Source organism: Amycolatopsis sp. NPDC114478 (genome assembly GCF_055633805.1).
The window spans coordinates 104,391-131,247 of the sequence record NZ_JBVKDO010000022.1; the positions used below are offsets into that span (position 1 = coordinate 104,391).

A 26,857-nucleotide genomic window follows, 5' to 3' on the forward strand; every position below is an offset into this window, starting at 1 on the left:
TCCGTAGGTTCATCGGGGTCAGGTGGCCTCGCCGTCGAGCGCCGCGCGGACCAGGTCGTCGACCGACATGCCGTCGAAGTCGGCGGCCTCGTCCCCGGCCGGGTCGGGCCCGGCCAGGCGGCGCAAGGTGTCCAGCACGCCGCTTTCACGCAGGCGCGCCGGGGAAACGGCCGCGAGCAGGGCCCGCAGCTCGGTGTCCAGGTCCGCGGAATCCGCCGCCGGAGCGAGCTGCCGCACCAGGTCGGCGGCGAGCACGGCAGGCGACGGCTGGTCGAACACGAGCGTCGCGGGCAGGTCGAGCCCGGTCGCCGCGGCGAGCTGGTTACGCAGCTCGATCGCGCTCAGGGAGTCGAAGCCGAGCCCGGAGAACGGCCGCTCCGGGTCGACCGCGTGCGGGCCGGCGAACCCGAGCACCGCGGCGACCTGCGTGCGGACGACGTCCAGCGCGGCCTTCTCGCGATCGACCGGGGGCAGCTTGGCCAGCCGCTCCCGCAGCGCCGCCCCGGCGTCAGCCGCGGCCGGCGCTTCGGCGGTGAGCCGGTGGTACTCCGGCAGGTCGGTCAGCAGCGGGGCCGGCCGGGCCGCGGCGAAGGTGCGCAGGAACGTCGCGTGGTCGATGTCGGCGACCACCGGCGCCGCGTCGGCCGCGAGCACGACCTGCGCGAACGCGGTGAGCGCGAGCTCGGGCGGCACCGGCCGGGTGCCGGTGCGCTGGGCGCGGGCCGCCGCGTCGGCGGTCTCGGCCATCCCGGCTCGCCAAGCACCCCAGGCGATCGAGGTACCCGGCAGGCCGGCCGCGCGCCGGCTCTCGGCGACGGCGTCGAGCACGGCGTTCGCCGCGGCGTAGTTGGCCTGGCCGGCGTTGCCGACCGAGCTGGACGCCGAGGAGAACAGCGCGAAGACGTCGAGGTTCAGGTCGCGGGACACGCGGTCGAGCACCAGCGCCGACTCGGCCTTCGCCGCGAACACGGCGTCGAACCGGTCCGGGCCGTAGCCTTCGAGCACGCCGTCGTCGAGGACGCCGGCCGCGTGGATCACGGCGGTGACGTCCGCGGTGAGGAGCTCGCGCACGGCGGCCGGGTCGGTCAGGTCGCAGGCGACGATCGAGGCCTTCGGGCCCAGCTCGGCCAGCAGTGCGACGGCGTCCGGGGCGTCCGGGCCGCGGCGGCCGGTGAGCACGACCCGCGCGGCGCCTTCGGCGAGGACCCAGCGGGCGACGTGCTTGCCGAGCGCGCCGGTGCCGCCGGTGACGACGACGGTGCCGCGCGGCTCCCACGCCCGCGCCGACGGACCGGCCGGGGCACGCACGAGCCGCCGGGCGAACGTGCCCGCCGCCCGCACCGCGACCTGGTCTTCGGTCCCGCCGAGCACCGCGCCCAGCCGGGCGAAAGCGTGCTCGTCAAGTTCGGCGGGCAGGTCGGCGAGGCCGCCCCAGCGCTGTGGCTGCTCCAGCGCGGCGACCCGGCCCAGGCCCCAGAGCGCGGCCTGCGTGATCGAGGTGACCTGGTCCGACGGCACCGCGGTGACCGCGCCGCGGGTCAGGCACCACAGCCGGGCCGCGCTACCGGTGCCCGCGAGGGCCTGCAGCAACGCGGTCGTGGCCGCCGCGCCCGCGGTCGGCGTCGATTCGTCCAGGCCCAGCAGGGAAACAACACCGGTCACGTCGCCGAGCGCCGCGGTCAAGGCCTCGGGGCCGGCGGCCTCCACCAGCTCGGCGCCGAGCGCCTTGACCACGCCGGCGACCCACGGGTCTTCGGCGAAGCCTGCGGGCACGACGACCAGCCACGTCCCGTGCGGCACCGCACCCGGCGCCCCGCCGAGCGGCCTCCAGCCGACCCGGTACCGCAGCTCGTCCACAGTGGACTGCCGGGCGCGTCGGTTCTGCAGGTCCAGCAGCGCGGGCAGCACCGCGTCGAGCGCGGCGGGGTCGACGTCGATCTCCTTGGCGAGCACATCGGCGTCCAGGCCGCTCAGGAAATCCGGGGCGACGGTGACGGCCGGGGTGTCCGGCCAGAACCGCTCGTGGTGGAAGCGGTAGGTGGGCAGGTCGACCGGGCGGGCCCCGTCGAGCAGCCCGGCCCAGTTCACGAGTGTGCCGGCGACGTCGAGCCGGGCGAGGGCCGAGACGAGCGTCGGCTCGTCGTCGCGACCGGCGCGCAGGGAGGCGACCACGGTGGCCGACTCGCCGGTGAGCGACCGGGTGAGCGCGGCAAGGGTGCTGTCCGGGCCCAGTTCCAGGTACTTCGTGACCCCGAGCTCGCCGAGTGCCGAGACCGCGCCGGCGAACAGCACGGGCCGGCGGACGTGGTCGGCCCAGTACGCCGCCGTCCCCAGCTCGTCGCCGATCGGGGACGCGGTGACGGTGGACACGACCGGCAGCGCCGGCGGGGCGAACTGCACCCCCGCGGCGATCCGCCCGAACTCGTCCCTCATCGCGTTCATATGCGACGAGTGAAACGCGTGGCTGACCCTTAAAAGTCTAGACTTTCGGCCCCGGCCCGAGATGGCCTCGGCCACCTCGGCGACGGTGTCGGTGTCGCCGGAGACGACCACCGCCTCCGGTCCGTTGACCGCGGCGATCGACAGTGGACGGCCGCTGATCAGCTCTTCCGCCTCGGCTTCGGTGACCTGCAACGCGGCCATCGCGCCGCCCGGGAGCTGCTGCATGAGCCGGCCGCGCGCCGCGACCAGCCGGGCGGCGTCCGCAAGGGACAGCACGCCTGCCGCGTGGGCGGCGGCGAACTCGCCGATCGAGTGCCCGGCCAAGTAGTCGGGCTGCACGCCCCACGACTCGACGAGCCGGTAGAGCGCGACCTCCACCGCGAACACCGCGGGCTGCGACCACCGGGTCTGCGCGAGCACGTCGGCGTCGTCGCCGAAGACGACGTGCCGCAGCGACCCGGGCAGCTCGAGGTCCAGGTGCGCGCACACCTCGTCGAACGCGGCGGCGAACGCCGGGAACCGCTCGTAGAGGTCGCGGCCCATGCCCGGGTACTGCGAACCCTGGCCGGAGAACAGGAACGCGAGCTTCCCGGCCGCGGGCTTGCCCGCGTGCACCAGCGGCGACGCCGTCCCGGAGGTAAGCGCGCCGAGCCCGGTCAGCAGTTCTCCCCGGTCCCCCGCCACGACGACGGCGCGCGACTCGAACCAGGCGCGGGTCGTCGCCGCCGAGAACGCGACGTCCGTCAGAGCCAGTTCGGGGTGCGCGAGCAGGTGGTCCCGCAGGGCCCGAGCCTGCGCCCGCACTCCCTCCTCGGTCCGCGCGGACAGCCGGACCGGCACGGTCGCCGGGGCGACCGTCGGGCGCGACTCGGCCGGCGGCGCCTGCTCCAGCACCAGGTGCGCGTTCGTGCCGCTGGCGCCGAACGCGGAGATCCCGGCGCGGCGCGGGTGCCCCGTCTCCGGCCACGGCGTGCTCTCGGTGAGCAGCGCGACGCTGCCCGCCGACCAGTCGACGTGCTCGGACGGCTTGTCCACGTGCAGGGTCTTCGGCAGCAGCCCGTGCCGCATGGCCAGCACCATCTTGATCACCGCTGCGGCGCCGGCCGCGGCCTGGGTGTGGCCCAGGTTGGACTTCACCGAACCGAGCAGCAGCGGCCGCTGGCGCTCACGGCCGTAGGTGGCGAGCAACGCCTGCGCCTCGATCGGGTCGCCGAGCTTCGTGCCGGTGCCGTGCGCCTCGACAGCGTCCACTTCGGACGGTCCGAGCCCGGACACGGCCAGCGCGCGCTTGATCACGCGCTGCTGGGCCGGGCCGCTGGGCGCGGTGAGGCCGTTGGACGCGCCGTCGGAGTTGACCGCCGAACCCCGCACCACCGCGAGGATCTGGTGGCCGTGGCGGCGTGCGTCGGACTCGCGCTCCAGCACGATCATGCCGACGCCCTCGGACCAGCCGGTGCCGTCGGCGGCGTCGGCGAAGGCCTTGCAGCGCCCGTCCGGGGACAGCGCGCCCATCTCGCCGAACTCGACGAACCCGGTCGGGCTCGACATGACCATCACCCCGCCCGCGACGGCGAGCGAGCACTCGCCCGACCGCAGCGCCTGCGCGGCGAGGTGCAGCGCGACCAGCGACGACGAACAGGCCGTGTCGACGCTGACCGACGGGCCCTCCAGCCCGAGGGCGTAGGAGACGCGGCCGGACAGCAGGCTGGCCGCCTGCGCCGTGGCTTGGTGGCCCGGGGTGTCGGTGGGCGGGACGTAGTCGCCCGAACCGCCGCCGATGTAGACGCCGGTGTCGCCGCCGCGCAGCCCGGTGGCGTCGATGCCGGCGCGTTCGAACGCCTCCCACGCCACCTCGAGCACGAGCCGCTGCTGCGGGTCCATCACGATCGCCTCGCGTGGCGCGATCCCGAAGAAGCCGGGGTCGAACTCCGCGGCGTCGTGCAGGAAGCCGCCTTCCTTGGCGGCACTGCTGCCGGGACCGTCGCCGGTCAGGGCGGCCAGGTCCCAGCCGCGGTCGGCCGGGAAGCCGCCGACGACGTCCCGCTCGTCGACGACCGCGCGCCAGAGGTCTTCCGGCGAGCCGATGCCGCCGGGGTAGCGGCAGCTCATGCCGACGATGACGACCGGGTCGTCGCCGAGCACCGCCGGAGCGGCCTCGATGACGGCTTCTTCCGCGCCGAACAGCTCGGCGAGCAGGAACGCGGTCAGCTCGCGCGGGGTCGGGTGGTCGAACACCAGGGTCGCCGGCAGCCGCAGCCCGGTCTCGGTGCTCAGGGCCGTGCGCAGGTCCATCGCGGTGAGGGAGTCGAAGCCCAGCGCGGAGAACGCGCGGTCGGGTTCGATCCGGTCGGTGCCGGTGTGGCGCAGCACGGTCGCGGCCGCCGTCCGAACGAGGTCCAGGAGGACGTCGGAGCGCTCACCCGCAGGCACGCTGCGCAGGCCGGGCCCGGTCGCCGGGGCCGGGGTGTACAGCGACGACAGCAGCGGGCTCGGCCGCGGCGCCGTGAACGCCGGGCCGAAGCGGTCCCACCGGACGTCGGCCACGACCGTGGTGACGTCCGCCGACCGCACGGCGGCGAGCAACGCGGCCGTGGCGGCGGCCGGGTCGAGCACGGGCAGCCCGCTGTCCCGCAGGTGCGCCTCGTCCTCACCGCTGCCCGCCCACGCCGAGAAGGCGACGACGGTCGCCGGTGCGCCGCGGTCCCGGCGTTGCCGCGCGAAGGCCTCCAGCTCGGCCGATTCCGCGGCTTCGTCGCCGCGGCCGCGCACGCCCCAGACCCCGGCGATCGAGGTGAGCAGCACGAACGCCTCGAGGGGCCACTCGTCGAAACGCTTGGCCTCTTCGAGACTTCCGCCGTGGATCACCGCTTGCGGCGGGGACGTCAGCGCGGCCGGGTCGCGGACGACGTCGACGCCGTCCAGTTCGGCCAGCCGGTCCGCGACCGGGCTGTCGCCGGTCACGAGCACGGTTCCGCGCGGCACCCAGCGATCCCCGCCCGCGGTGGCGCGGGCCAGCCGGCGACCGTAGACGCCGGCCGCGCGGACGGCGATCTGGTCCTCTTCGCCGCCGAGCACCGCTCGGAGCCGGGCCGTCGTGCGCGAGTCCAGGTCGGCCGGGACGTCGACGAGCCCGCCCCAGCGCACCGGGTCGTGCAGGGCGGCGACGCGGCCGAAGCCCCACAGCGCGGCCGGCCCGTCGATGCGTTCCGCCGGGGTGACCGCGACCGCGCGGCGGGTCAGGCACCAGACCGGGACGTCGACCTCGGCCAGGAGTTCTCGCGTGCCTGCCACGGTTTCCCGCAGCGACACGACCAGGTCGGCCCCGGCCAGGTCTCGGCCCGCCCCGAGGGCGTCGGCAACCCGATCGGCCCACTCGGCGTCCGTACCGGGGACGACCACGATGTTCGCGGCCTTCGGCTCGCCGACCGTGACCGGCTGCCAGGTGACGCGGTAGCGCAGGTCATCGGCCGCGGCCGCTTCGGCCTGCTTGCGGCGCCAGACGGCGAGTGCGGGCAGGACCGCGTCGACCGCCGCCGGGTCGACGGCGAGCTGGTCCGCCAGGCCGGCCGTGTCGGCGCGGTCGACCGCGGCCCAGAAGGCGTCATCGGCCGGACCGCTCGTGATCACCTCGGGCCAGTACCGGGCGTGCTCGAACGGGTAGGTCGGCAGCTCGGCGCGGCGCGCGCCGGTACCGGCGAACCACGCGGCCCAGTCCGGGTTCACCCCCGCGGTGAACAGCGCGGCCAGCGCCGCCACCGCGCTGTCCTCTTCGGACCTCCCGCGGCGCGCCAGCGGAACGATCACGCGGTCGTCGGCCGGTTCGACCAGGGGGGTCAGCGCGGCGTCCGGCCCGACCTCGACGAACAGCGACACCTCGGCCAACCGGTCGAGCGCGTCCCCGAACCGCACGGTCTCCCGGACGTGCCGCACCCAGTACTCGGCGTCGGTGACGTCGCCGTCGGTGACCAGCGGCAGTACCGGCGCCGCGAACCGCAGCCCGGACACCACGGTCCGGAACTCCGCCAGCATCGGATCCATCAGCGGCGAGTGGAAGGCGTGGCTGACGGTCAGCCGCCGCCCGCCGCCGAACGTCTCGGCCACCGCGAGCACGGCGTCTTCGACACCGGACAGCACCACGGACTCCGGGCCGTTGACCGCGGCGATCGCGACGCCCTCGGTCAACCGGGCGCGGACGTCGGCCTCCGACGCCCGCAGTGCGACCATCGCGCCGCCCTCGGGCAGCTCCTGCATCAACCGGGCGCGGGCCGCGACGAGCGTGCAAGCGTCCTCGAGGGAGAACACCCCGGCCACGTGCGCCGCGGCGACCTCGCCGATCGAGTGCCCGGCGACGAAGTCCGGGCGGATGCCCCACGACTCCAGCAGCCGGAACGCCGCGACCTCGAACGCGAACAACGCGGGCTGCGCCCAGCCGGTGCGGTCCAGTTCGGCCGCGTCCTCACCCCACGCGACGTCGCCCAGCGGCAACCCGACGTGGGCGCAGACCTCGTCCCACGCGTCGGCGAACACCGGGTACCGCACAGACAGCTCGCGGCCCATGCCCAGGCGCTGGGCACCCTGGCCGGAGAACAGGAACGCGGTGACGCGCTCGCGGGCCACACCCCGGCTGACGACCGCACCGGACACGAGCACGGCGCGGTGGTCGAGCGCGGCCCGGCCGGTGGCCAGAGTGAAACCGGTGTCGAGCGCCTCTCCGTCCACAGTGGACATAAGCTCGTCCAGAGCGGTGCCGGAACGCGCGGACATCGGCCACGGCACCACCGCGGGGGCGGTCCCGGCCACGATGTCCCGTGCGGGCGGGGCCTCCAGGATGACGTGCGCGTTCGTCCCGCTGACCCCGAACGACGACACCGCCGCCCGACGAGGACGGGTCGTTTCCGGCCACGCCGTCGCCTCGGCGACGAGGTCGACCGACCCGGCCGTCCAGTCCACGTGGGAGGACGGTTCGCCGGCGTGCAGCGTCTTCGGCACCACGGCGTGGCCGAGGGACAGGACCATCTTGATCACGCCGGCGGCGCCGGCGGCGGCCTGGGTGTGGCCGAGGTTCGACTTCACCGAACCCAACAGCACCGGCGTCTCGCGATCCTGGCCGTAGGTGGCCAGCAGGGCCTGCGCCTCGATCGGGTCACCCAAAGTCGTACCGGTACCGTGCGCTTCGACGACATCGACGTCCGAAGTGGACAGACCGGCGTCGGCCAACGCGGCGCGAATGACCCGCTGCTGCGAAGGCCCGTTGGGCGCGGTGAGACCGTTCGACGCGCCGTCCTGGTTGATCGCCGAACCCCGCACCACGGCGAGGATCTCGTGGCCGTGGCGCAGCGCGTCGGACTGCCGCTCCACGACCAGCACCCCCGCGCCCTCCGACCACGCCGTGCCGTCGGCGTCGTCGGAGAACGCCTTGCACCGGCCGTCGGCGGCGAGGCCGCCCTGGGCGTCGAACTCGGTGAACGAGAACGGGCTCGTCATCACGGTGACCCCGCCGACCAGCGCCAGTGAGCACTCGCCGTCGGCCAGCGCGCGGGCCGCCCAGTGCAGGGCGACCAGCGACGACGAGCACGCCGTGTCGACCGTGACCGCCGGGCCTTCCAGCCCGAGCGTGTAGGACAACCGTCCGGAAAGGACGCTCGCCGTCGTGCCGGTCGCCATGTGCCCGGCGACGTCGGCGTCGGAGTTGAGCAGTAGCCCGGTGTAGTCCTGGCCATTGGTGCCGACGAACACGCCGGTGTCGGTGCCGCGCAGGCTCACCGGGTCGATCCCGGCGTGTTCCAGGGACTCCCACGACGTCTCCAGCAGCAGCCGCTGCTGCGGGTCCATCGCCAGCGCCTCACGCGGCGAGATGCCGAAGAACCCGGCGTCGAACCCGGCCGCGTCCGGCAGGAACCCGCCGTGGCCGTCGCCGAGCTTCGCCAGGTCCCAGCCGCGGTCGGCCGGGAACGGCCCGATCGCGTCACCACCGTCTTCGAGGAGCTGCCAGAACGTGCGCGGCGACGTGATGCCGCCGGGGAAGCGGCAGCCGATGCCGACGATCACGACCGGGTCGTCCGCGACGGCGCGGGAGGTGACCCGCACCGGCGCCGGGGCGTCGGAGCCGAGCAGCTCGCCGAGCAGGAACGTCGTCAGCGCGCGCGGCGTCGGGTGGTCGAACACCAGCGACGACGGCAGCGCGAGCCCGGTCGCCGCGCCGATCCCGTTGCGCAGCTCGACCGCGGTCAGCGAGTCGAACCCGAGGTCGGCGAACGCCGCGTCCGGCGACACCGCGCCCGCGTCGGTGTGCCCGAGGACCATCGCGACCTGTGTGCGCAGCAGGCCCAGCAGGTGCTTCTCGCGGTCAGCCGCCGGCAGCCCGGCGAGGGTGCCGCGCAGATCGCCGCGCTCCCCCGCTTCCCGCGCCTGGCTGAGCACTGCCTTCGCGCCCGGCAGGTCGGCCAGCAGCGGGAACGGCCGGCCGAGCGTGAACGCCGGCACGAACCGCGTGAAGTCGATGTCCGCGACCAGGACCGCGGTGTCCCCGGCGCCGACGGCGCGGCGCAGCGCCGCGACGGCCCGGTCCGGTGGCAGCAGGGCGAGCCCGCCGCGGCCGACGCGGTCCTGTATGTCGGCGTTGCCGCCGAGCATGCCGGCGCCCGCCCACGGGCCCCACGCGATCGACGTCGCCACCCGGCCGGCGGCCCGGCGACGCGCGGCGAGCGCGTCGAGATACGCGTTGGCGGCCGCGTAGTTGCCCTGCCCGGCCGCGCCGAACGTGCCGGCGGTCGAGGAGAACAACACGAACGCGTCGAGATCGAGGTCCGCGGTCAGCTCGTCGAGGTGCTCCGCGCCGCGGCACTTCGCCGCGAAGACGGTCTCGAACTGCTCGGCGGTCAGGGAGTCGGTGGTGCCGTCGTCGACCACACCGGCGGTGTGCACCACGGCGGTGAGGCCCGGGATCGCCTCGATGACCCGGGCGAGTGCGTCGCGATCGGCGACATCGCACGCCTCGACGGTCACGTCGACACCCAGTTCGCCGACCAGCTCGGCCGCGCCCGGAGCGTCCAAGCCTCGGCGGCTGACCAGCACGAGGCGCTCGGCGCCCGCGTCGGCGAGCCGTCGCGCGACCTCCGCACCGAGCCCGCCCGTGCCGCCCGTGATCAGCACCGTGCCCCGCGGGGTGTAGTCCGCGCTCCGCGCGGCCGGTGCGGTGGCGAGGCGGCGGGCGAACACCCCGGAGGGCCGGATGGCGACCTGGTCCTCGTCGCCGATCCCGCGCAGGACCGCGAAGAGGCGGCCGACCGCGCGGGCGTCGAGGACCTCGGGCAGGTCGATGAGCCCGCCCCAGCGGTGCGGCTGTTCCAGGCCCAGCACGCGGCCGAGGCCCCAGAGCGCCGCTGCGCGCGGGTCCGGCGCCGGGTCGGCCGCGCCGGTGCCGACGGCGCCACGGGTGGCCCACCACAGCGGGGCCCGGTCCCCGAGCGCTCGCGCGAAGAGCAAGGCCTCGGCGGGGTCGGTCAGCAGCGAAAGGACGTGGTCGAACTCGCCCGCTTCGGCCAGGTCTCCGCCCGGTTCGAAGCGGGTGCCGCCGACGGCTTCGACGACCGACTCGACCCACGGCGTCGGCGGGCCCACCACGAGCACCCGGGTCGGCGCGACGGGCTCGGCGCGCACCGGGCTCCAGACCACGTGGTGGCGCCAGGTGTCCACTTCGGACTCCTCGCGCACGCGCCGCCGCCACGCGGTGAGCGCGGGCAAGACGGTGCCCAGCGCTTCCTGGTCGACGTCCAGGGTCGCGGAGAGTGATTCGACGTCGGCTGCCGCGAGGTCGGCCCAGAAGCCGGTGTCGGCTTCCGCCGCCGCGGCGGCGGCCTCCGGCCAGTAGCGGGACCGCTGGAACGCGTAGGTGGGCAGGTCGAGCCGGCGGGCGCCGGTCCCGGCGAAGAACGCGGCCCAGTCCGGCCGGTAGCCGCGCGCGTGCAGGTCACCGAGCAAGGCCGCGACGGTCTCGTCCTCCGGCCGGCCCTTGCGCAGCATCGGCTTCGCGGCCGTCATCGCCGACAGCACCGCGTCCGGTCCCAGTTCGACGTAGGCGGTGACGCCGGCTTCGTCCAGGGTCGTGATCGCGTCGCCGAAGCGGACGGCCTCGCGGGCGTGGCGCACCCAGTAGTCCGGGCCGTCGACGGGGCCGGTGCCGTCGACCGTCGAGACGAACGACAGCTCCGGTGCCGAGAAGGTGAGCCCGGCGATCGCGGCACGGAACCCGTCGAGCATCGGGTCCATCAGCGCGGAGTGGAACGCGTGGGACACGGTGAGCCGCCGGGTTTTCTCGAACCGCTCCGCGAACGCCAGCACGGCGTCCTCGGGGCCGGAGACCACGACGGCGTCCGGGCCGTTGACCGCGGCGACGTCGACCCCGTCCGGCAGCTGCGCCCGGACGTCGGCCTCGCTCGCGCGGATCGCGACCATCGCGCCGCCGGCCGGGAGGGCCTGCATGAGCCGGCCGCGGGCCAGCACGAGCGTCGCGGCGTCGGCCAGGGTCAGCACGCCGGCGGCGTGCGCAGCGGCGATCTCGCCGACGGAGTGCCCGGCGACGTGGTCGGGCCGCACGTCCCACGACTCCAGCAAGCGGAACAGCGCGACCTCGATCGCGAACAGCGCGGGCTGGGCGTAGCGGGTTTCGTTCAGCAGCCCGGCTTCCGGGGTGCCCGGCTCGGCGAACAGCAGGGTCCGCAGCGGGTGCTCGAGCCCGGCGTCGAGGTGCGCGACGACCTCGTCGAGCGCCTCGGCGAACACCGGGAACCGCTCGGAGAGCTCCCGGCCGGCGCCGGGCCGCTGGCTGCCCTGCCCGGTGAACAAGAACGCCGTCGTGGGCCGCGTGGTCGACGTGCCGCGCAGGACGTGCGCCGCAGGCTCGTCCCCGGCGACGGCGGCGAGGCCGGTCCGGACGTCCTCGGGTGTCGAAGCCAGGATCACCGCGCGGTGGCTCAGGTCGGCGCGGGCGGTGGCGAGGGTGAAGGCGAGGTCGGCCGGCTCGCCCGGCGCCGCGAGCAGCCGGTCGGCCTGCGCGCGGAGGGCTTCCGGCGTCCGGGCGGACACGACCAGGGGCACGGTGCCGAGGACCACCGGCTCGGGCTCCTCGACCGGAGCCGGTTCGGGGGCCTGCTCCAGCACCGTGTGGACGTTCGTGCCGCTCAGGCCGAACGACGACACGGCGGCCCGGCGCGGCGCGCCGGTCTCCGGCCAGTCGGCCGCCTCGTCCAGGAGCCGGATGGCGCCACCGGACCAGTCGATGTGCGACGACGGCGTGGCGGCGTGCAGGGTCTTCGGCAGCACGCCGTGACGCATGGCCATGACGAGCTTGACGACGCCGGCGATGCCGGAGGCCATCTGCGTGTGGCCGAGGTTGGACTTGACCGAGCCGAGCAGCAGCGGCCGTTCGCGGTCGCGGCCGTAGGTGGCCTGCAAGGCCTGGACCTCGATCGGGTCACCGAGCGCGGTGCCGGTGCCGTGGCCCTCGATCGCGTCGATGTCCGAAGTGGACAGCCCGGCGCTCGCCAGTGCTTGGCGGATGACGCGTTGCTGCGACGGGCCGTTCGGCGCGGTCATGCCGTTCGACGCGCCGTCGGAGTTCATCGCCGAGCCGCGGACGACGGCGAGGATCTCGTGCCCGTTGCGCCGGGCGTCGGACAAGCGCTCGACGAGCACGAGCCCGACGCCTTCGGCGAGGCTCATGCCGTCGGCGTCGTCGGAGTAGGCCTTGCAGCGGCCGTCGGGCGCCATCGCGCGCTGGCGGCTGAAGCCGATCCACGGCGCGGGCGTCGCCATCACCGTGACGCCACCCGCGAGTGCGAGCGAGCTTTCCCCCGAGCGCAGCGACTGGCAGGCCAGGTGCAGCGCGACCAGCGAAGACGAGCACGCCGTGTCGAGCGTGACGGCCGGGCCCTCCAGGCCGAACAGGTAGGCGATCCGGCCGGACAGGACGCTCGACACCGCGCCGGTGATCATGTGGCCTTCGGAGCCCTCGGCCGCGTTGAGCACGGTCGAGCCGTAGTCCTGGTAGCTGGCACCGACGAACACGCCGGTCCGGCTCCCCCGCGCCGCGGCCGGGTCGACGCCCGCGCGTTCGAACGTCTCCCAGGCAACTTCCAGCAGCAGGCGCTGCTGCGGGTCCATCGACAGCGCCTCGCGCGGCGAGATGCCGAAGAACCCGGCGTCGAAGTCGGCGACGCCGTCGAGGAAGCCGCCGAGCGTCGAGTAGGTCTTGCCGCTGCGGTCGGGGTCGGCGTCGAACAGCCCGGCGGCGTCCCAGCCGCGGTCGGGCGGGAACGACGAGATCGCGTCGCCGCCGCCGGCGATCAGGTCCCACAGCGCTTCGGGCGACGTCACTCCGCCGGGGAACCGGCAGCTCATGCCGACGATTGCGATCGGCTCGTCGACGGCCGTGGCCGCGACGACGGTCTCGCCGGCCACCGGACCGTCCAGAGTGGACAGGATGAAGCCGGCCAGGGTGTCGGCGTTCGGGTAGTCGAACACGACGGTGCTGGGCAGGCTGAGCCCGGTCACGACCTCCAGGCGGTTGCGCAGGTCGACCGCGGTGAGCGAGTCGAAGCCGAGCTCGCGGAACGCGCGGTCGGCTTCGACGGCGCCGCCGCCGGAGTGGCCGAGCACGGCGGCCGCTTCGGCGCGCACGAGGTCGACGACGAGCCGGCGGCCGGCGTTCGCGGGCAGCGCCTGGACCCGGCCCGCGAACGCCGAGGCGTCCGCGGACTCGTCGGCGGCTTCGGCGAGCCGCCGGACGGCCGGCAGCTCGGAGAACAGCGGGCTGGGCCGCACCGACGTGAACACCGGGTGGTAGCGGTCCCAGTCGAGGTCGGCGATGAGCAGGGACGTCTCGTCGTCGGCCAGGGCGCGCTCGAGCCCGGCCAGCGCGAGCCGCGGCTCCATGAACCGCAGGCCGCTGCGCAGGATCCGGCCCGGGTCGACCCGGCCGAGTTCGCGGTCGTCCGCCCAGATGCCCCAGGCGATGGTGGTCGCGGGCACCCCACGGGCGCGGCGCTGCTCGGCCAGCGCGACGAGGTGGGCGTTGGCCGCGGAGTACGCGCCGTGGTCGCCACTGCCCCACAGCCCGGCGGTCGAGGAGTACATGACGAAGTGCTCGAGTTCGCCTTCGTCGAGGAGCTCGTCGAGGACGGAGTCGAGGTTGGTCGCGCCGGTGACCTTGGCGTCGAGGACCTCGGCGAACGCCGTCGGGTCGGTACCGGTGAGCGGTGCCAGCGCGATGTGGGCCGCGGTGTGCACGACAGTGGTGATCCGCCGTCCTTCGCCCTTGAGCCTGGTGATCAGCTCGGCGACGGCGTCCCGGTCGGTGACGTCGAGCGAGACCACCTCGGCCGATGTGCCCAGCTCGTCGAGCAGGGCTTGGGCGTTGGGCGCGTCCGGGCCGCGGCGGCCGGTGAGCACGAGGTGGTCGGTGCCTTCGGCCGCGAGCCGGCGGGCCAGGTGCGGGCCGAGCGTGCCGGTGCCGCCGGTGATGATGGCGGTGCCGTGCGCGCGCCAGGCCTTCGCGGGCCGGCTGCTCCCGACGGGCGCGGGCACGAGCCGGCGGGCGAAGACCCCGCCCGAGCGGACGGCGAGCTGGTCCTCGTCCCCCGCTCCGGCGAGCACGGCGACGAGCCGCCGGGCAGCGGCCGCGTCGAGGGTTTCGGGCAGGTCGACCAACCCGGCCCAGTGCGCCGGGTGCTCCAGCGCGGCGGACCAGCCGAGGCCGTGCACCTGCGCCTGGGCGGGGTCGCGGACCGGGTCGGCGGGTCCGGTGGAGACGGCGCCGCGGGTCAGCGCCCAGACGCGGGGCGCGGGCTCGATCCCGGCGACGGCCTGGACCAGCGAGAGCGTGCGCAGCAGGCCCCGGTCGAGGCCGGGGTGGTCGGTCGGCGCGTGGTCGGCGGCGAGCAGCGACACGATCCCGGTGACGCCGTCGAGGTCGCTGGGACCGGCATCGCCGAGTTCGCGCACGTCGGCGCCGTGCTCGCGCAGGACGTCGGCGACGTCCGCGCCGTCGCCGAGCACCAGCCACGTGCCCGACAGCGTCGACCCCGACGGGCGGACGGGCCGCCACACGATCCGGTAGCGCCAGGAGTCCACAGTGGACTCTTCGTCGCGGCGGGCGTGCCACGCCGACAGTGCGGGCAGCAGGTCTTCGAGCGCGGACTCCTGGCGGTCGTCGAGACCGAGCAGGCTGGTCAGGCCCGCGCGGTCGTCGCGCGTGATGGCCTGCCACAGCTCGTCGTCGGCCGGCGCGGCCCCGGCGGTCTCGGTCTCGTCGATCGCCCAGTAGTGCTCGTGCTGGAACGCGTAGGTGGGCAGGTCGGCGCGCCGGCCGCCGGTGAGGGTGTCGGCCCAGTCGACGGCAACCCCGCGGGTGTGGGCTTCGGCGAGGGACTTGAGGAACCGGTCGACGCCGCCGTCGTCGCGCCGGAGCGTGCCGAGCGCGGTCACCGGGACGCCGGCGGTCTCGGCCAGCTCGCCGATCGCCATGCCGAACACCGGGTGCGGGCTCGACTCGACGAACACCGAGTGCCCGTCGGCGACCGCGGCGGACAACGCGGCGGCGAACTCGACCGTGCCGCGCAGGTTGCGGCACCAGTAGCCGCCGGTCAGCTCGGTCGGTTCGACGAGGCCGCCGGTTACCGTCGAGTAGAACCGGACGCCGGTCTCGCGCGGCGCAACCGGGTCCAGCAGCTCGGCCAGCTCAGCGGCGATGCCGTCGACCTGCGGCGAGTGCGCGGCGAAGTCGACGCCGTCCAAGCGCCAGCGCATCAGGCCGGCCTTGGCCAGCCGGACCTCCAGCGCGGCCAGCGCCTCGGGTTCGCCGGACACGGTGACCGAGCGCGGCCCGTTCACCGCGGCGACGGCGACCCGGTCGGCCAGGTCGCCGATCAGCTCGCGCACCTCGTCGCCGCCCGCGACGACCGACAGCATCGCGCCGTGCCCGGACAGGCGATCGGCGATCAGCTTCGACCGCAGCGCGACGACCCGGGCGCCGTCCTCGAGGGACAGCGCACCCGCGACGCACGCGGCCGCGATCTCGCCCTGGGAGTGCCCGATCACCGCGACCGGCTCGACGCCGTGCGAGCGCCACAGCTCGGCCAGGGACACGAGCACGGCCCACAGCACGGGCTGGACGACGTCGACGCGGGTCAACGCGGCGTCGTCGTGGAGCACGTCCGCCAGCGACCAGTCGGTGAAGCCGTCGAGCGCGGCGGCGCACTCGGCCAGCCGGCCGGCGAACTGCGGGGACGTGGTCAGCAGTTCGCGGGCCATCCCCGGCCACTGCGAGTCCTGGCCGGGGAACACGAACACGGGCGCGCCGGACCGCTTGGCCGCGCCCTGCACGAGCGTCGGGTCGGCGGTGTTCCCGGCGAGCGCGGTCAGGCCGCGGCGCAGGTCGGCGAGGTCCTCGCCGACGACCACGGCCCGCTGCTCGAACACCGAGCGGTGGTGCGCGAGCGTCCAGCCGACGTCGACCGGGCGCTCCTCGCCCAGCGCGTCCAGCAGCCGAAGCGCCTGTGCCTTCAACGCGGGCGCGCTCTTGCCGGACAGCGGCCACACGACCGGGCCCGTGTGCTCGGGCACCGGGGCCGGTTCGAGCGCGGGCGCGGCCTCGATGATCGCGTGGGCGTTGGTGCCGCTGATGCCGAACGACGACACGCCGGCGCGGCGCGGGTGGCCCGTCTCCGGCCAGGCGGTCTCCTCGCCGAGCAGCTCGATCGCGCCGGCCGACCAGTCGATCTTGGTGGACGGCTTGGCGACGTGCAGGGTGCGCGGCAGCACGCCGTGGCGCATGGCGTGCACCATCTTGATCAGGCTCGCGACCCCGGCGGCCGACTGGGTGTGCCCGATGTTGGACTTGACCGAGCCGATCAGCAGCGGGCGGTCGCGGTCGCGGCCGTAGGTCGCCTGCAGCGCCTGGACCTCGATCGGGTCGCCGAGCGCGGTGCCGGTACCGTGCGCGTCCAGGGCATCGACCTCGGACGGCTCGAGCCCCGCGTTGGCCAGCGCCTGGCGGATGACACGTTGCTGCGACGGACCGTTCGGGGCGGTGAGGCCGTTGGACGCACCGTCGGAGTTGACGGCCGTGCCGCGGACGACGGCGAGGATCGGGTGACCGTGGCGCTGGGCCTCGGAAAGCCGTTCCAGCACGAGCATCCCGGCGCCTTCGGCCAGCGACATGCCGTCGCCTTCGTCGGAGAACGCCTTGCAGCGGCCGTCGAACGCGAGCGCGCGCTGCCGGCTGAACGCGACGAACGGGTCGGGCGAGGCCATCACCGTCACGCCGCCCGCGATGGCCAGCTCGGATTCGCCCGAGCGCAGTGACTGGCAGGCCAGGTGCAGCGCGACCAGCGACGACGAGCACGCCGTGTCGACGGTGACCGAGGGGCCTTCGAAGCCGAACAGGTACGACAACCGTCCGGAAAGGACACTCGGGATGGTGCCGGTGACGAGGTGGCCTTCGGTACCGTCACCGGTGGCGACGCCGTAGTCCTGGAAGCTCGAGCCGACGAACACGCCGGTCCGGCTCCCCCGCACGGCGGCCGGGTCGACGCCCGCGCGTTCGAAGGCCTCCCAGGACACTTCGAGCAGCAACCGCTGCTGCGGGTCCATCGAGAGCGCCTCGCGCGGCGAGATGCCGAAGAAGCCCGCGTCGAACTCGGCGGCGTTCTCGAGAAACCCGCCGAGCGTGGAGTACGTCTTGCCGCCGCGTTCGGGGTCGGGGTCGAACAGGCCGGCGGCGTCCCAGCCGCGGTCGCCGGGGAACGACGAGATCGCGTCCACGCCGCCGGTGACCAGGGTCCAGAGCTCTTCGGGCGTGGTGACGCCGCCCGGGAAGCGGCAGCCCATGCCGACGATGGCGATGGGCTCGTCGGTGGCGCCGGTCGCGGCGACGACCGCGTCGACGGTGCCCGAGCCGTCGATCTCGGTGCGGAGGAACGCGACCAGAGCGAGCGGAGTCGGGTGGTCGAAGACGAGCGTCGCGGGCAGGGCGAGGCCGGTGGCTTCGGCGAGGTGGCGGCGGAACTCGACGGCGGTGAGCGAGTCGAAGCCGAGGTCGCGGAAGGCGCGGTCTTCGGCGACCGCGTCCGCGGTGACGTGCCCGAGCACGGCGGCGGCCTCGGCGCGGACGAGATCCAGCAGCGCGCGGTCGCGTTCGTCCTCGGACATCCCGGCGAAGCGGGCGGCGAAGGCACTGACGACGGCACTCACCGGCTCGGCCCGGGTTTCGGTGAACTCCTCGAAGAGCCGGGTCGCGCGGGTGGCGGTGAAGACGGGCAGGAAGGTGTCCCAGGCGACATCGGCGACGACGACGGTGGTGTCGTCGCGCACCAGGGCGCGTTCCATCTCGGCGAGGGCCGCGTCGGTCGGCAGGAAGCCGAGGCCGCGCCGGCTCAGCTGCGCGGCCACCTGCTCGTCGGTGGCCATGCCCTCTTCGGCCCACGCGCCCCAGGCGATGGAGGTGGCCCGGCGGCCTTTGCTTCGCCGTGCTTCGGCGAGGGCGTCGAGGTAGGCGTTCCCGGCGGCGTACGCGGCCTGGCCACCACTGCCCCAGACGCCCGCGACGGAGCCGAAGAGCAGGAAGAAGTCGAGGTCGTGCCCGTCGAGAAGGGTGTCGAGGTGCGCGGCGCCGCGCGTCTTGGCGGCCAGGACGCGGGTGAGCTCGGCGAAGTCCGTGGTGTGCACGGGATCCATGGCCTGGGCGGTGCCCGCGGTGTGCACGACGCCGGTGACGTCGGGGTGCTGCTTGAGCAGCGCTTCGACGGCGCTTCGGTCCCCGATGTCGGCCTTCGCGATGGTGACGCGCGCGCCGGCTTCGGTGAGTTCGTGCCGGAGGGCTTCCGCGCCCGGGGCGTCGGACCCGCGCCGGCTGACGAGGACGAGGTGTTCGGCTCCGGCGTTCGCGAGCCACCGGGCGACCGACGCGCCGAGGGCGCCCGTGCCGCCGGTCACGAGGACGGTGCCGTCGGCCTGGAAGCGGCCGGGGGTTTCGGTGGGCCGGTAGCGCACGATCCTCCGGCCGAAGGCGCCCGGGGGCCGCAGGGCGACCTGGTCTTCGCCGGTGCCCGCCAGGACGGCCGCGAGCCGCCGTCCGGTGGCGAGGTCGAGGGTGGTGGGCAGGTCGACCAGGCCGCCCCAGAGGGCAGGCTGTTCGAGTGCGACGGTCCGGCCGAAGCCCCAGATCCGTGCGGTGGCGGGGTCGGGAGCGCCGTCGCCCGGAGCCGCGACGGCTCCGGCGGTGAGGCACCAGAGGCGCAGGCCGAGATCGGCGTCGCCGAGGGCTTGGACGAGCGTGAGGAGGTCTTCGAGGCCTCGGTCGCCCTCCGCGGGAAGGTGGAGGACACCGTCGGCCGGCCCGGCGGCGGTGAGCGCGGCAGCGAGGGCAGTGCGGTCGCTCGCCTCGGCCGCCGTGCCTTCGACGGCGGCCGAGGGCGCGCCGGCGGGAGCAGATTGGTCGGCCGCCGCGGCAGGTCCGGCGGTCGCGGGCTTCCCGGCCGAAGTGGCCGCGATCTCGGCCGTCACGACGCGGGTCACCGTCGCGCCGTGCGCCGCCAGGGCCGCCTCGACCTCAGCGCCTTCCTCCGCGCCGGAACTCACCAGCAGCCAGCGGCCGGTCAGAGCCGGAGCGTCCGCGGTCCGGAACGGGGTCCACTCCGCCCGGTACCGCCACGACTTCGCCGTCTCCTCGGCGGCCCGGCGGTCACGCCAACCGGTCAGCGCGGGAAGCAGCGTCTCCAGCGAGGTCCGCTGGTCCTCAGCCAGGTCCAGCAGCCCCGCCAGCTCCGACGCGTCGCCCCGGCCGATCGCCTCCCACAGCGGGCCGTCCGACTGCTCCGGGGTCCGCGGCACCTGCGCCGCCCAGTAGTGCTCGCGCTGGAACGGGTACGTCGGCAGCTCCACCGTCCGGCCGCCGCCAAGGTACGCACGCCAGTCCACCGCGCAACCGCGCGTGTGCAGCGTCGCCAGCGCGGCGACCGCCGACTCCGCCTCCGGGCGGTCCTTGCGCAGCAGCGGCACCGTGCCCGGCCGGTCCAGCAGGGCCGACAGCGTGCCGTCCGGGCCGAGTTCCAGATACGTCGCCGCCGCGTCTTCGACCGTCTCCGTGAAGCGGACCGTCGTGCGGACGTGCTCGACCCAATACTCCGGCGAACACACGTCGCCGCGGGACGCGAACGACACGGTGGGCGGTGAGAAGGTCAGCGTGGAAACCACCGAGCGGAACTCGTCCAGCATCGGGTCCATCAGGTGCGAGTGGAACGCGTGCGACACCGAAAGCCGCGTCGTCTTGCCGAAGCGCGCCGCGACCTCGAGCACCGCGGACTCGATGCCCGAGAGCACCACCGACTCCGGCCCGTTCACCGCCGCCAGGTCGACGCCATCCACCAGCGCCGCACGAACGTCCTCTTCGGACGCGCGCACCGCGACCATCGCCCCGCCCGAAGGCAGGGCCTCCATCAGCCGGGCCCGCGCGGACACCAGCGCGCACGCGTCGGTCAGCGACAGCACACCGGAAACGTGGGCGGCCGCGATCTCGCCGACCGAATGCCCGGCGACGAGGTCCGGGCGCACCCCCCACGACTCCAGGAGCCGGAACGCCGCCACGCCGAACGCGAACAGCACCGGCTGCGCGTTCCCGGTCCGCTCCAGCGCCGCCGGGTCCGAGCCCCACACGACGTCGCGCAGCCCCGGGTCGCAGCGGTCGAGCACGTCGGCGAAGACCGACGCGAACACCGGGAACCGCTCGGCCAGCTCGCGGCCCATGCCGAGCCGCTGCGCACCCTGGCCCGGGAAGACGAACGCGAGGCCGCCGCCGGTGACGACGCCGCTCACCACACCGGGGGCCGGGCCGCCGGCGGCCAACGCGGCCAGCGCCGACGCCGCGTCCGAGCCGAGCACCACAGCCCGGTGCTCGAACGCCGTCCGCGTCGTGGCCAGCGACCACGCCAGGTCGCCGCGCGGGAAGTCCAGCCGGGCCAGGTTCGCGGCCTGGGCGCGCAGCCCCTCCGCAGTCCGCGCCGAGAGGAGCAGCGGAGCGTCCGGGAGGGTCTCAACCTCGGCCACCGGAATCTCGGGAGCCGCTTCGAGCACGACGTGCGCGTTCGTCCCGCTGATGCCGAACGACGACACACCCGCGCGCCGCGGCCGATCCGAGGCGGGCCACGGCGTCGCCGAAGACGCGAGCGTCACCGCACCGGCCGTCCAGTCCACATGGGACGACGGCGTCCCCGCGTGGAGCGAGCCCGGCACCGTGCCGTGCTCCATCGCGAGCACCATCTTGATGATCCCGGCAACGCCGGCCGCGGCCTGTGTGTGCCCGATGTTCGACTTCACCGAACCCAGCAGCAGCGGCGCCGAACGGTCCTGCCCGTACGTCGCCAGCAACGCCTGCGCTTCGATCGGATCGCCCAGCGTCGTGCCGGTACCGTGCCCTTCGACGACGTCGACGTCCGAAGTGGACAGACCGGACACGGCCAGCGCGGACCGGATCACGCGCTGCTGCGACGGGCCGTTCGGGGCGGTGAGGCCGTTGGACGCGCCGTCGGAGTTGATCGCCGAGCCGCGGACGACCGCGAGCACGCGGTGCCCGTGGCGGCGCGCGTCCGACTGCCGTTCCAGCACCAGCACGCCGACACCTTCGGCCCAGCCGACGCCATCCGCGTCGTCCGCGTAGGACCGGCACCGGCCGTCCGGGGAAAGCCCGCGCTGCCGGGAAAACTCGACGAACGAGTTCGGTGTGGACATCACCGTGACGCCACCGGCCAGCGCCAGCGAGCACTCCCCCGACCGCAGCGCGTGCGCCGCCCAGTGCAACGCCACCAGCGACGACGAACAGGCCGTGTCGACGGTGACCGCCGGGCCCTCCAGGCCGAGCGCGTAGGCGACCCGGCCAGACACGACGCTCGACGCCGTCCCGCTGCCCTGGAAGCCTTCGAAGTCGCCGCCGGCCAGCACCAGACCGTAGTCGTTGTACATCACGCCGGCGAACACGCCGGTCGCGCTGCCGCGCAGGGTGCGCGGGTCGATACCGGCGCGCTCGATCGCGGTCCAGGACGCTTCCAGCAGCAGGCGCTGCTGCGGGTCGGTGGCCTCGGCCTCGCGCGGGCTCATGCCGAAGAACGCAGCGTCGAACTCGCCCGCGTCGTGCAGGAAGCCGCCTTCGCGGGTGTAGGACGTGCCCGTGTGGTCGGGGTCGGGGTGGTACAGCGCGCCGAGGTCCCAGCCGCGGTTGACCGGGAACGGCGAGGTCGTGTCGCGACCCTCGGCCACGGCCGCCCAGAGGTCTTCCGGCGAGGCGATGCCGCCCGGGAACCGGCAGCTCATGCCGACGATGACGATCGGGTCGTCGTCGCCGACCGCGGTCCGGGTGACGACCGGGCCCGCCGCGTCGGCGCCGAGCAGCCGATCGCGGAGGTGGTCGGCCAGCGCGGCCGGGGTCGGGTAGTCGAACGCCGTGGTGGCGGACAGCCGCAGGCCGGTCGCGGCGTCGAGGCGGTTGCGCAGTTCGACGGCGGTCAGCGAGTCGAAGCCCAGTTCCGCGAACGACCGCTCCGGGTCGACGGCCGCGGCGCCCGCGTGCCCGAGCACGGCGGCGACCTCGCGGCGCACCAGGTCGGTCACCCGCGCGACACGCCCCGCATCGTCCAAAGTGGACAGCTGCTGCGCCAGCCGGCCGCCGCCCCCGGCGGCCCGCACGGCACGCCGGCCGCCGACCAGCGACCGCAGCAGCGCCGGCGGTTCCGGCTGGGCGGAGAGCACCGGCAGGTCGAACCGCACCGGCACGACGGCCGGCTCGTCGGCCGCCAGCGCGGCGTCGAACAGGGCGAGGCCCTCGGCCTGGGTCAGCGCCGGGATGCCGAGCCGGGCGAACCGGCCGCCTGCGCCGCCCGCCATGCCGTCGCCGCCCCACGGGCCCCACGCCAGCGACACCGCGGGCAGCCCCGCGTCGCGGCGCTCCTGTGCGAGCGCGTCGAGGAACGCGTTCGCGGCGGCGTAGTTGGCCTGCCCGGCCGCGCCGAGCGTGCCCGCCAGGGACGAGAACAGCACGAAGGCGTCGAGCTCGAGGTCGCGGGTCAGCTCGTGCAGGTGCCAGGCCGCGTCGGCCTTGGGCGCCAGCACCTTCGCGAGCCGGTCGGCGTCGAGGGCGTCGACGAGCCCGTCGTCGAGGACGCCGGCGGCGTGCACGACGGCGGTCAGGGGGTGCGCGGCCGGGATCCCGGCCAGCAGCGCGGCCAGTGCGTCGCGGTCGCTCGCGTCGCAGGCGGCGACCGTGACGTCCGCGCCGAGTCCGGCCAGGTCGGTGACCAGGCCTTCGGGCGCGGCACCGCGGCGGCTCGCCAGCAGCAGGTGCCGGACGCCGTGTTCGCGCACGAGGTGCGCGGCCAGGACCCGGCCCAGCTCGCCGGTGCCGCCGGTGATCAGGACTGTCCCGTCCGGGTTCCACTCCCGCGGCTCACCGGTCGTCGTGCGCACCAGCCGCGGCGCCAGGACACCACCGTCGCGGACCAGGAGCCGGGGCTCGCCGGTCGACAGCGCGGTTTCCAGTGCTTCGGGAGACACCACCTCGGCCGACTCGACCAGCACGAACCGGCCCGGGTGTTCCTGCTGCGCGGCGAGCACGAGCCCGCGCACGGCGGCGGCGGGCAGCCCGGCCGGGACGACGAGCGCCAGCCGTCGCGCGTCCTCGGTCAGCTGCGCGCGCACCGATTCCAGGGCCTCGCCCGCGAGCGCGCGGGCGGCTTCGGGTGCGGCTCCGTCCGGAATGGACAGCGTGACGACATCGGCGTCGGCGTCCGTGACGCCGGTGACCGGTTCGGTCCAGTCCACCCGGTAGACCCCGCCACCAGTGACCGGAGCCTCGGTCACGATCGGGCGCACGGTCAACGACCCGGCGGTCGCGACGAGGTCGCCTTCCGACGTGATCAGCGACAGCGTCAGGGTCTCGTCGCCGGTCTTGCGCAGCGCGACGCGCAGCGCGGTCGCGCCGACCGCGCGCACGGCGACGTCCTGCCACGAGAACGGCACGCCCCCCGGGCCGGCGAACAACGCCGCGGCGTGCAGCGCCGCGTCGAACAGCGCGGGGTGCAGGTCGAAGGTCTCGGCCTCGACGTCGTCGGGCAGCGCGACCTCGGCGAACACGTCGTCGCCGAGCTGCCAGGCCGCGCGCAGGCCCTGGAACGCCGGACCGTACTCACGCTCGTTGTAGAAGCCGGTCAAATCGACGGCGGTGGCGTCGGCGGGCGGCCACGCGCCCGGGAGCCAGGGCGTGGGTTCGATCCGCTCGGCCAGCCGGCCGACGGCGTGCGAGGTCCAGCTGACCTCACCGTCGGGGCGGGAGTGCACGGCCACGGGGCGGCGGCCCCGCTCGTCCGGGGCACCGACCCACACCTGCACGACGACGCGTTCCCCCGCCGCGCCGAGCACGAGCGGTCGGGTCAGCGTCAGGTCTTCGACGTCCGGACAGCCCGTCTCGGCGCCGGCGCGCACGGCCAGCTCCAGCAGCGCGGTCCCGGGCACGACGACGGCGCCGCCGACGCGGTGGTCGGCGAGCCAGGCGTGGGTGCCCGCGTCGAGCCGGCCGGTCAGCAGCAGGCCGCCGGCGTCGGCGACCTCGACCACGGTGCCCAGCAGCGGATGGTCGACGCTGCGCAGGCCGGCCGCCCGCAGGTCACCGCGGCCGCGGCCGGTGTCGCGCGGCCAGAACCGCTGCCGCTGGAAGGCATAGGTGGGCAGCTCGGTGCGTGCGGCGCCGGTCCCGGCGAAGAACGCGGTCCAGTCGACGGTGACGCCGTCACCGTGCAGCCGGCCGAGCGCCTCGGCGACCGACGTGGTCTCGTCGCGATCCTTGCGCAGCACCGGCACGGCGAGCGCACCGGGCACGTCGGCCATCGGCGTCAAGGCGGCTTCGGGGCCGACCTCGACGAACCGGTTGACGCCCGACCCGGCCAGGCGCGCGAGGACGTCGCCGAAGCGCACGGCGTCACGGACGTGCCGCACCCAGAACTCCGGATCGGTGACGTCGCCCGCGGTCACGAGCGGCAGCGACGGCTCAGCGAAGGTCAGACCGCCGACCACCTCGCGGAACGCGGGCAGCATCGGCTCCATGAGATGCGAGTGGAACGCGTGGGACGCACGCAGCCGCGTGGTGCGCTCGAAGCGGCCGGCGACCGCGAGGACGGCGTCCTCCGCCCCGGACACCACCACGGCCGCCGGGCCGTTGACGGCGGCGATGTCCACTCCGGACACCAACACCGCGCGAACATCCTCTTCTGACGCGCGGACGGCGACCATCGCACCACCGGTGGGCAGCTCGCCCATCAGGCGGGCGCGCGCCGAGACCAGCGCGCAGACGTCGTCGAGGGACAGCACCCCGGCGCAGTGCGCGGCGGCGATCTCGCCGGCGGAGTGCCCGGCGAGCGCGTCGGGCCGGATGCCCCACGACTCCAGCAGCCGGAAGAGCGCGACCTCGACGGCGAAGATCGCCGGCTGGGCCTGCGCGGTGTCCGCGAGCCGCTCGGCGTCCCCGCCCCAGACGACGTCCCGCAGGCCGGGTTCGAGGCGGTCGAGGACTTCGTCGAACGCCGTCGCGAACACCGGGAACGCGGCGTGCAGCGCCCGGCCCATCCCGAGGTGCTGGGACCCCTGGCCGGTGAACAGGAACGCGGTCTTCCCCTTGACTCGCGGCGAAGCCAGACCGCTCAGGTCCCGCAGCGCGTCCGCGACCGCGGCCGAGCCGGCGCCGACCACAGTGGACCGGACGTCGAACGCGGTCCGCGCGGTGGCCGTGGAGAAGGCGATGTCGGCGAGCGGGGTTCCGCTGTCGACCAGGTCGGCGAGCCGGGCGGCCTGTGCGCGTACAGCGTCTTCGGACTTGCCCGACACGAGGATCGGCACCGGCCGCGCGACACGCTCCGACCCCGGCTCCTCGACGGCCGGGGCTTGCTCGAGGATCACGTGCGCGTTCGTACCGCTCAGCCCGAACGACGAGACCCCGGCGCGGCGCGGTTCACCGCTCTCCGGCCACGGCGTCGCCGCCGTCGCCAGCTCGACGCGGCCGGCCGTCCAGTCCACGTGGGACGACGGCCTGTCGACGTGCAGGGTCGGCGGCACCACGCCGTGGCGCATCGCCAGCACGACCTTGATCACGCCGGCGACACCCGCGGCGGCCTGGGTGTGCCCGAAGTTGGACTTCACCGAACCGAGCAGCAGCGCGCGGTCGCGGTCCTGCCCGTAGGTCGCCATCAGCGCCTGGGCCTCGACCGGGTCGCCCAGCGTGGTGCCGGTGCCGTGCGCCTCGACGACGTCGACCTGCCCCGGGAGGAGCCGCGAGGTCTTCAGCGCTTCCCGGATGACACGCTGCTGCGACGGCCCGTTCGGGGCGGTGAGGCCGTTGGTGGCGCCGTCCTGGTTGACCGCGCTGCCGCGGACCACCGCGAGCACCGGGTGGCCGTGGCGGCGCGCGTCGGACAGCCGCTCCAGCACCAGGACGCCCGCGCCCTCGGCCCAGCCGGTGCCGGCGGCGGAGTCGGCGAACGAGCGGCAGCGGCCGTCCGGGGAGAGCCCGCCCTGCCTGCTGAACTCGACGAACGTCGTCGGCGCGGACATCACGGTGACGCCACCGGCCAGCGCCAGCTCCGACTCCCCCGAGCGCAGCGACTGCGCGGCCAGGTGGATGGAGACCAGCGAAGACGAGCACGCCGTGTCCACGGTGACGGCCGGCCCGACCAGCCCGAGGACGTAGGCCAGGCGGCCGGACAGCACGCTGTTCGTGTTGCCGGTCAGCAGGAAGCCCTCGGACGGGCCCGCCGCGCCGGTCAGGTACTCCTGCGCCATCGCGCCGACGAACACGCCGGTGCGGGTGCCCTTCAGCGCCGAGGGCACGATGCCCGCGCGTTCGATCGCCTCCCACGCGGTCTCGAGCAGGACCCGTTGCTGCGGATCCATTTCGGCCGCTTCCCGCGGCGAGATGCCGAAGAAGCCGGCGTCGAACTCGGCCGCGTCGAGCAGGAAGCCGCCGGACATCGCCGCCTCGCCACCGTCCGCGGCGAGCGCCCCGAGGTCCCAGCCGCGATCGGCCGGCAGCCCGGTGACGCCGTCGCGCCCGGAACTCAGCAGTTCCCAGAAGTCCTCGGGCCCGGCGACGCCGCCGGGGTAGCGGCAGCCGAGCCCGACGATCGCGATCGGCTCGGTCGCGCGGCTCTCCAGCTCCTCCAGCTTCTGCTGGGTGCGCACAAGGTCCGCGCTCGCCCGCTTGAGGTAGCTGCGCAGCTTCTGTTCGTTGTCCATGAATCAGCAACCCATCCCGACGCGACGGCGAATGGTGCACCCCGGTGACGGCTGCTGCCCCGGCAACCCGACGCCCGGCGGAAGACCGCCCGGG

Annotated in this window: 1 protein-coding gene; it reads right to left on the reverse strand. The window is 75.0% G+C overall.

Annotation, left to right across the window (positions count from 1 at the left end):
* Nucleotides 1-18: 18 nt before the first annotated feature.
* Nucleotides 19-26,763 carry a type I polyketide synthase gene (locus tag ACZ7OH_RS41750; protein ID WP_470285950.1) on the reverse strand — a complete coding sequence of 8,915 codons (26,745 nt, stop codon included), beginning with the start codon at nucleotides 26,761-26,763 and terminating at the stop codon, nucleotides 19-21.
* Nucleotides 26,764-26,857 lie beyond the last annotated feature (94 nt).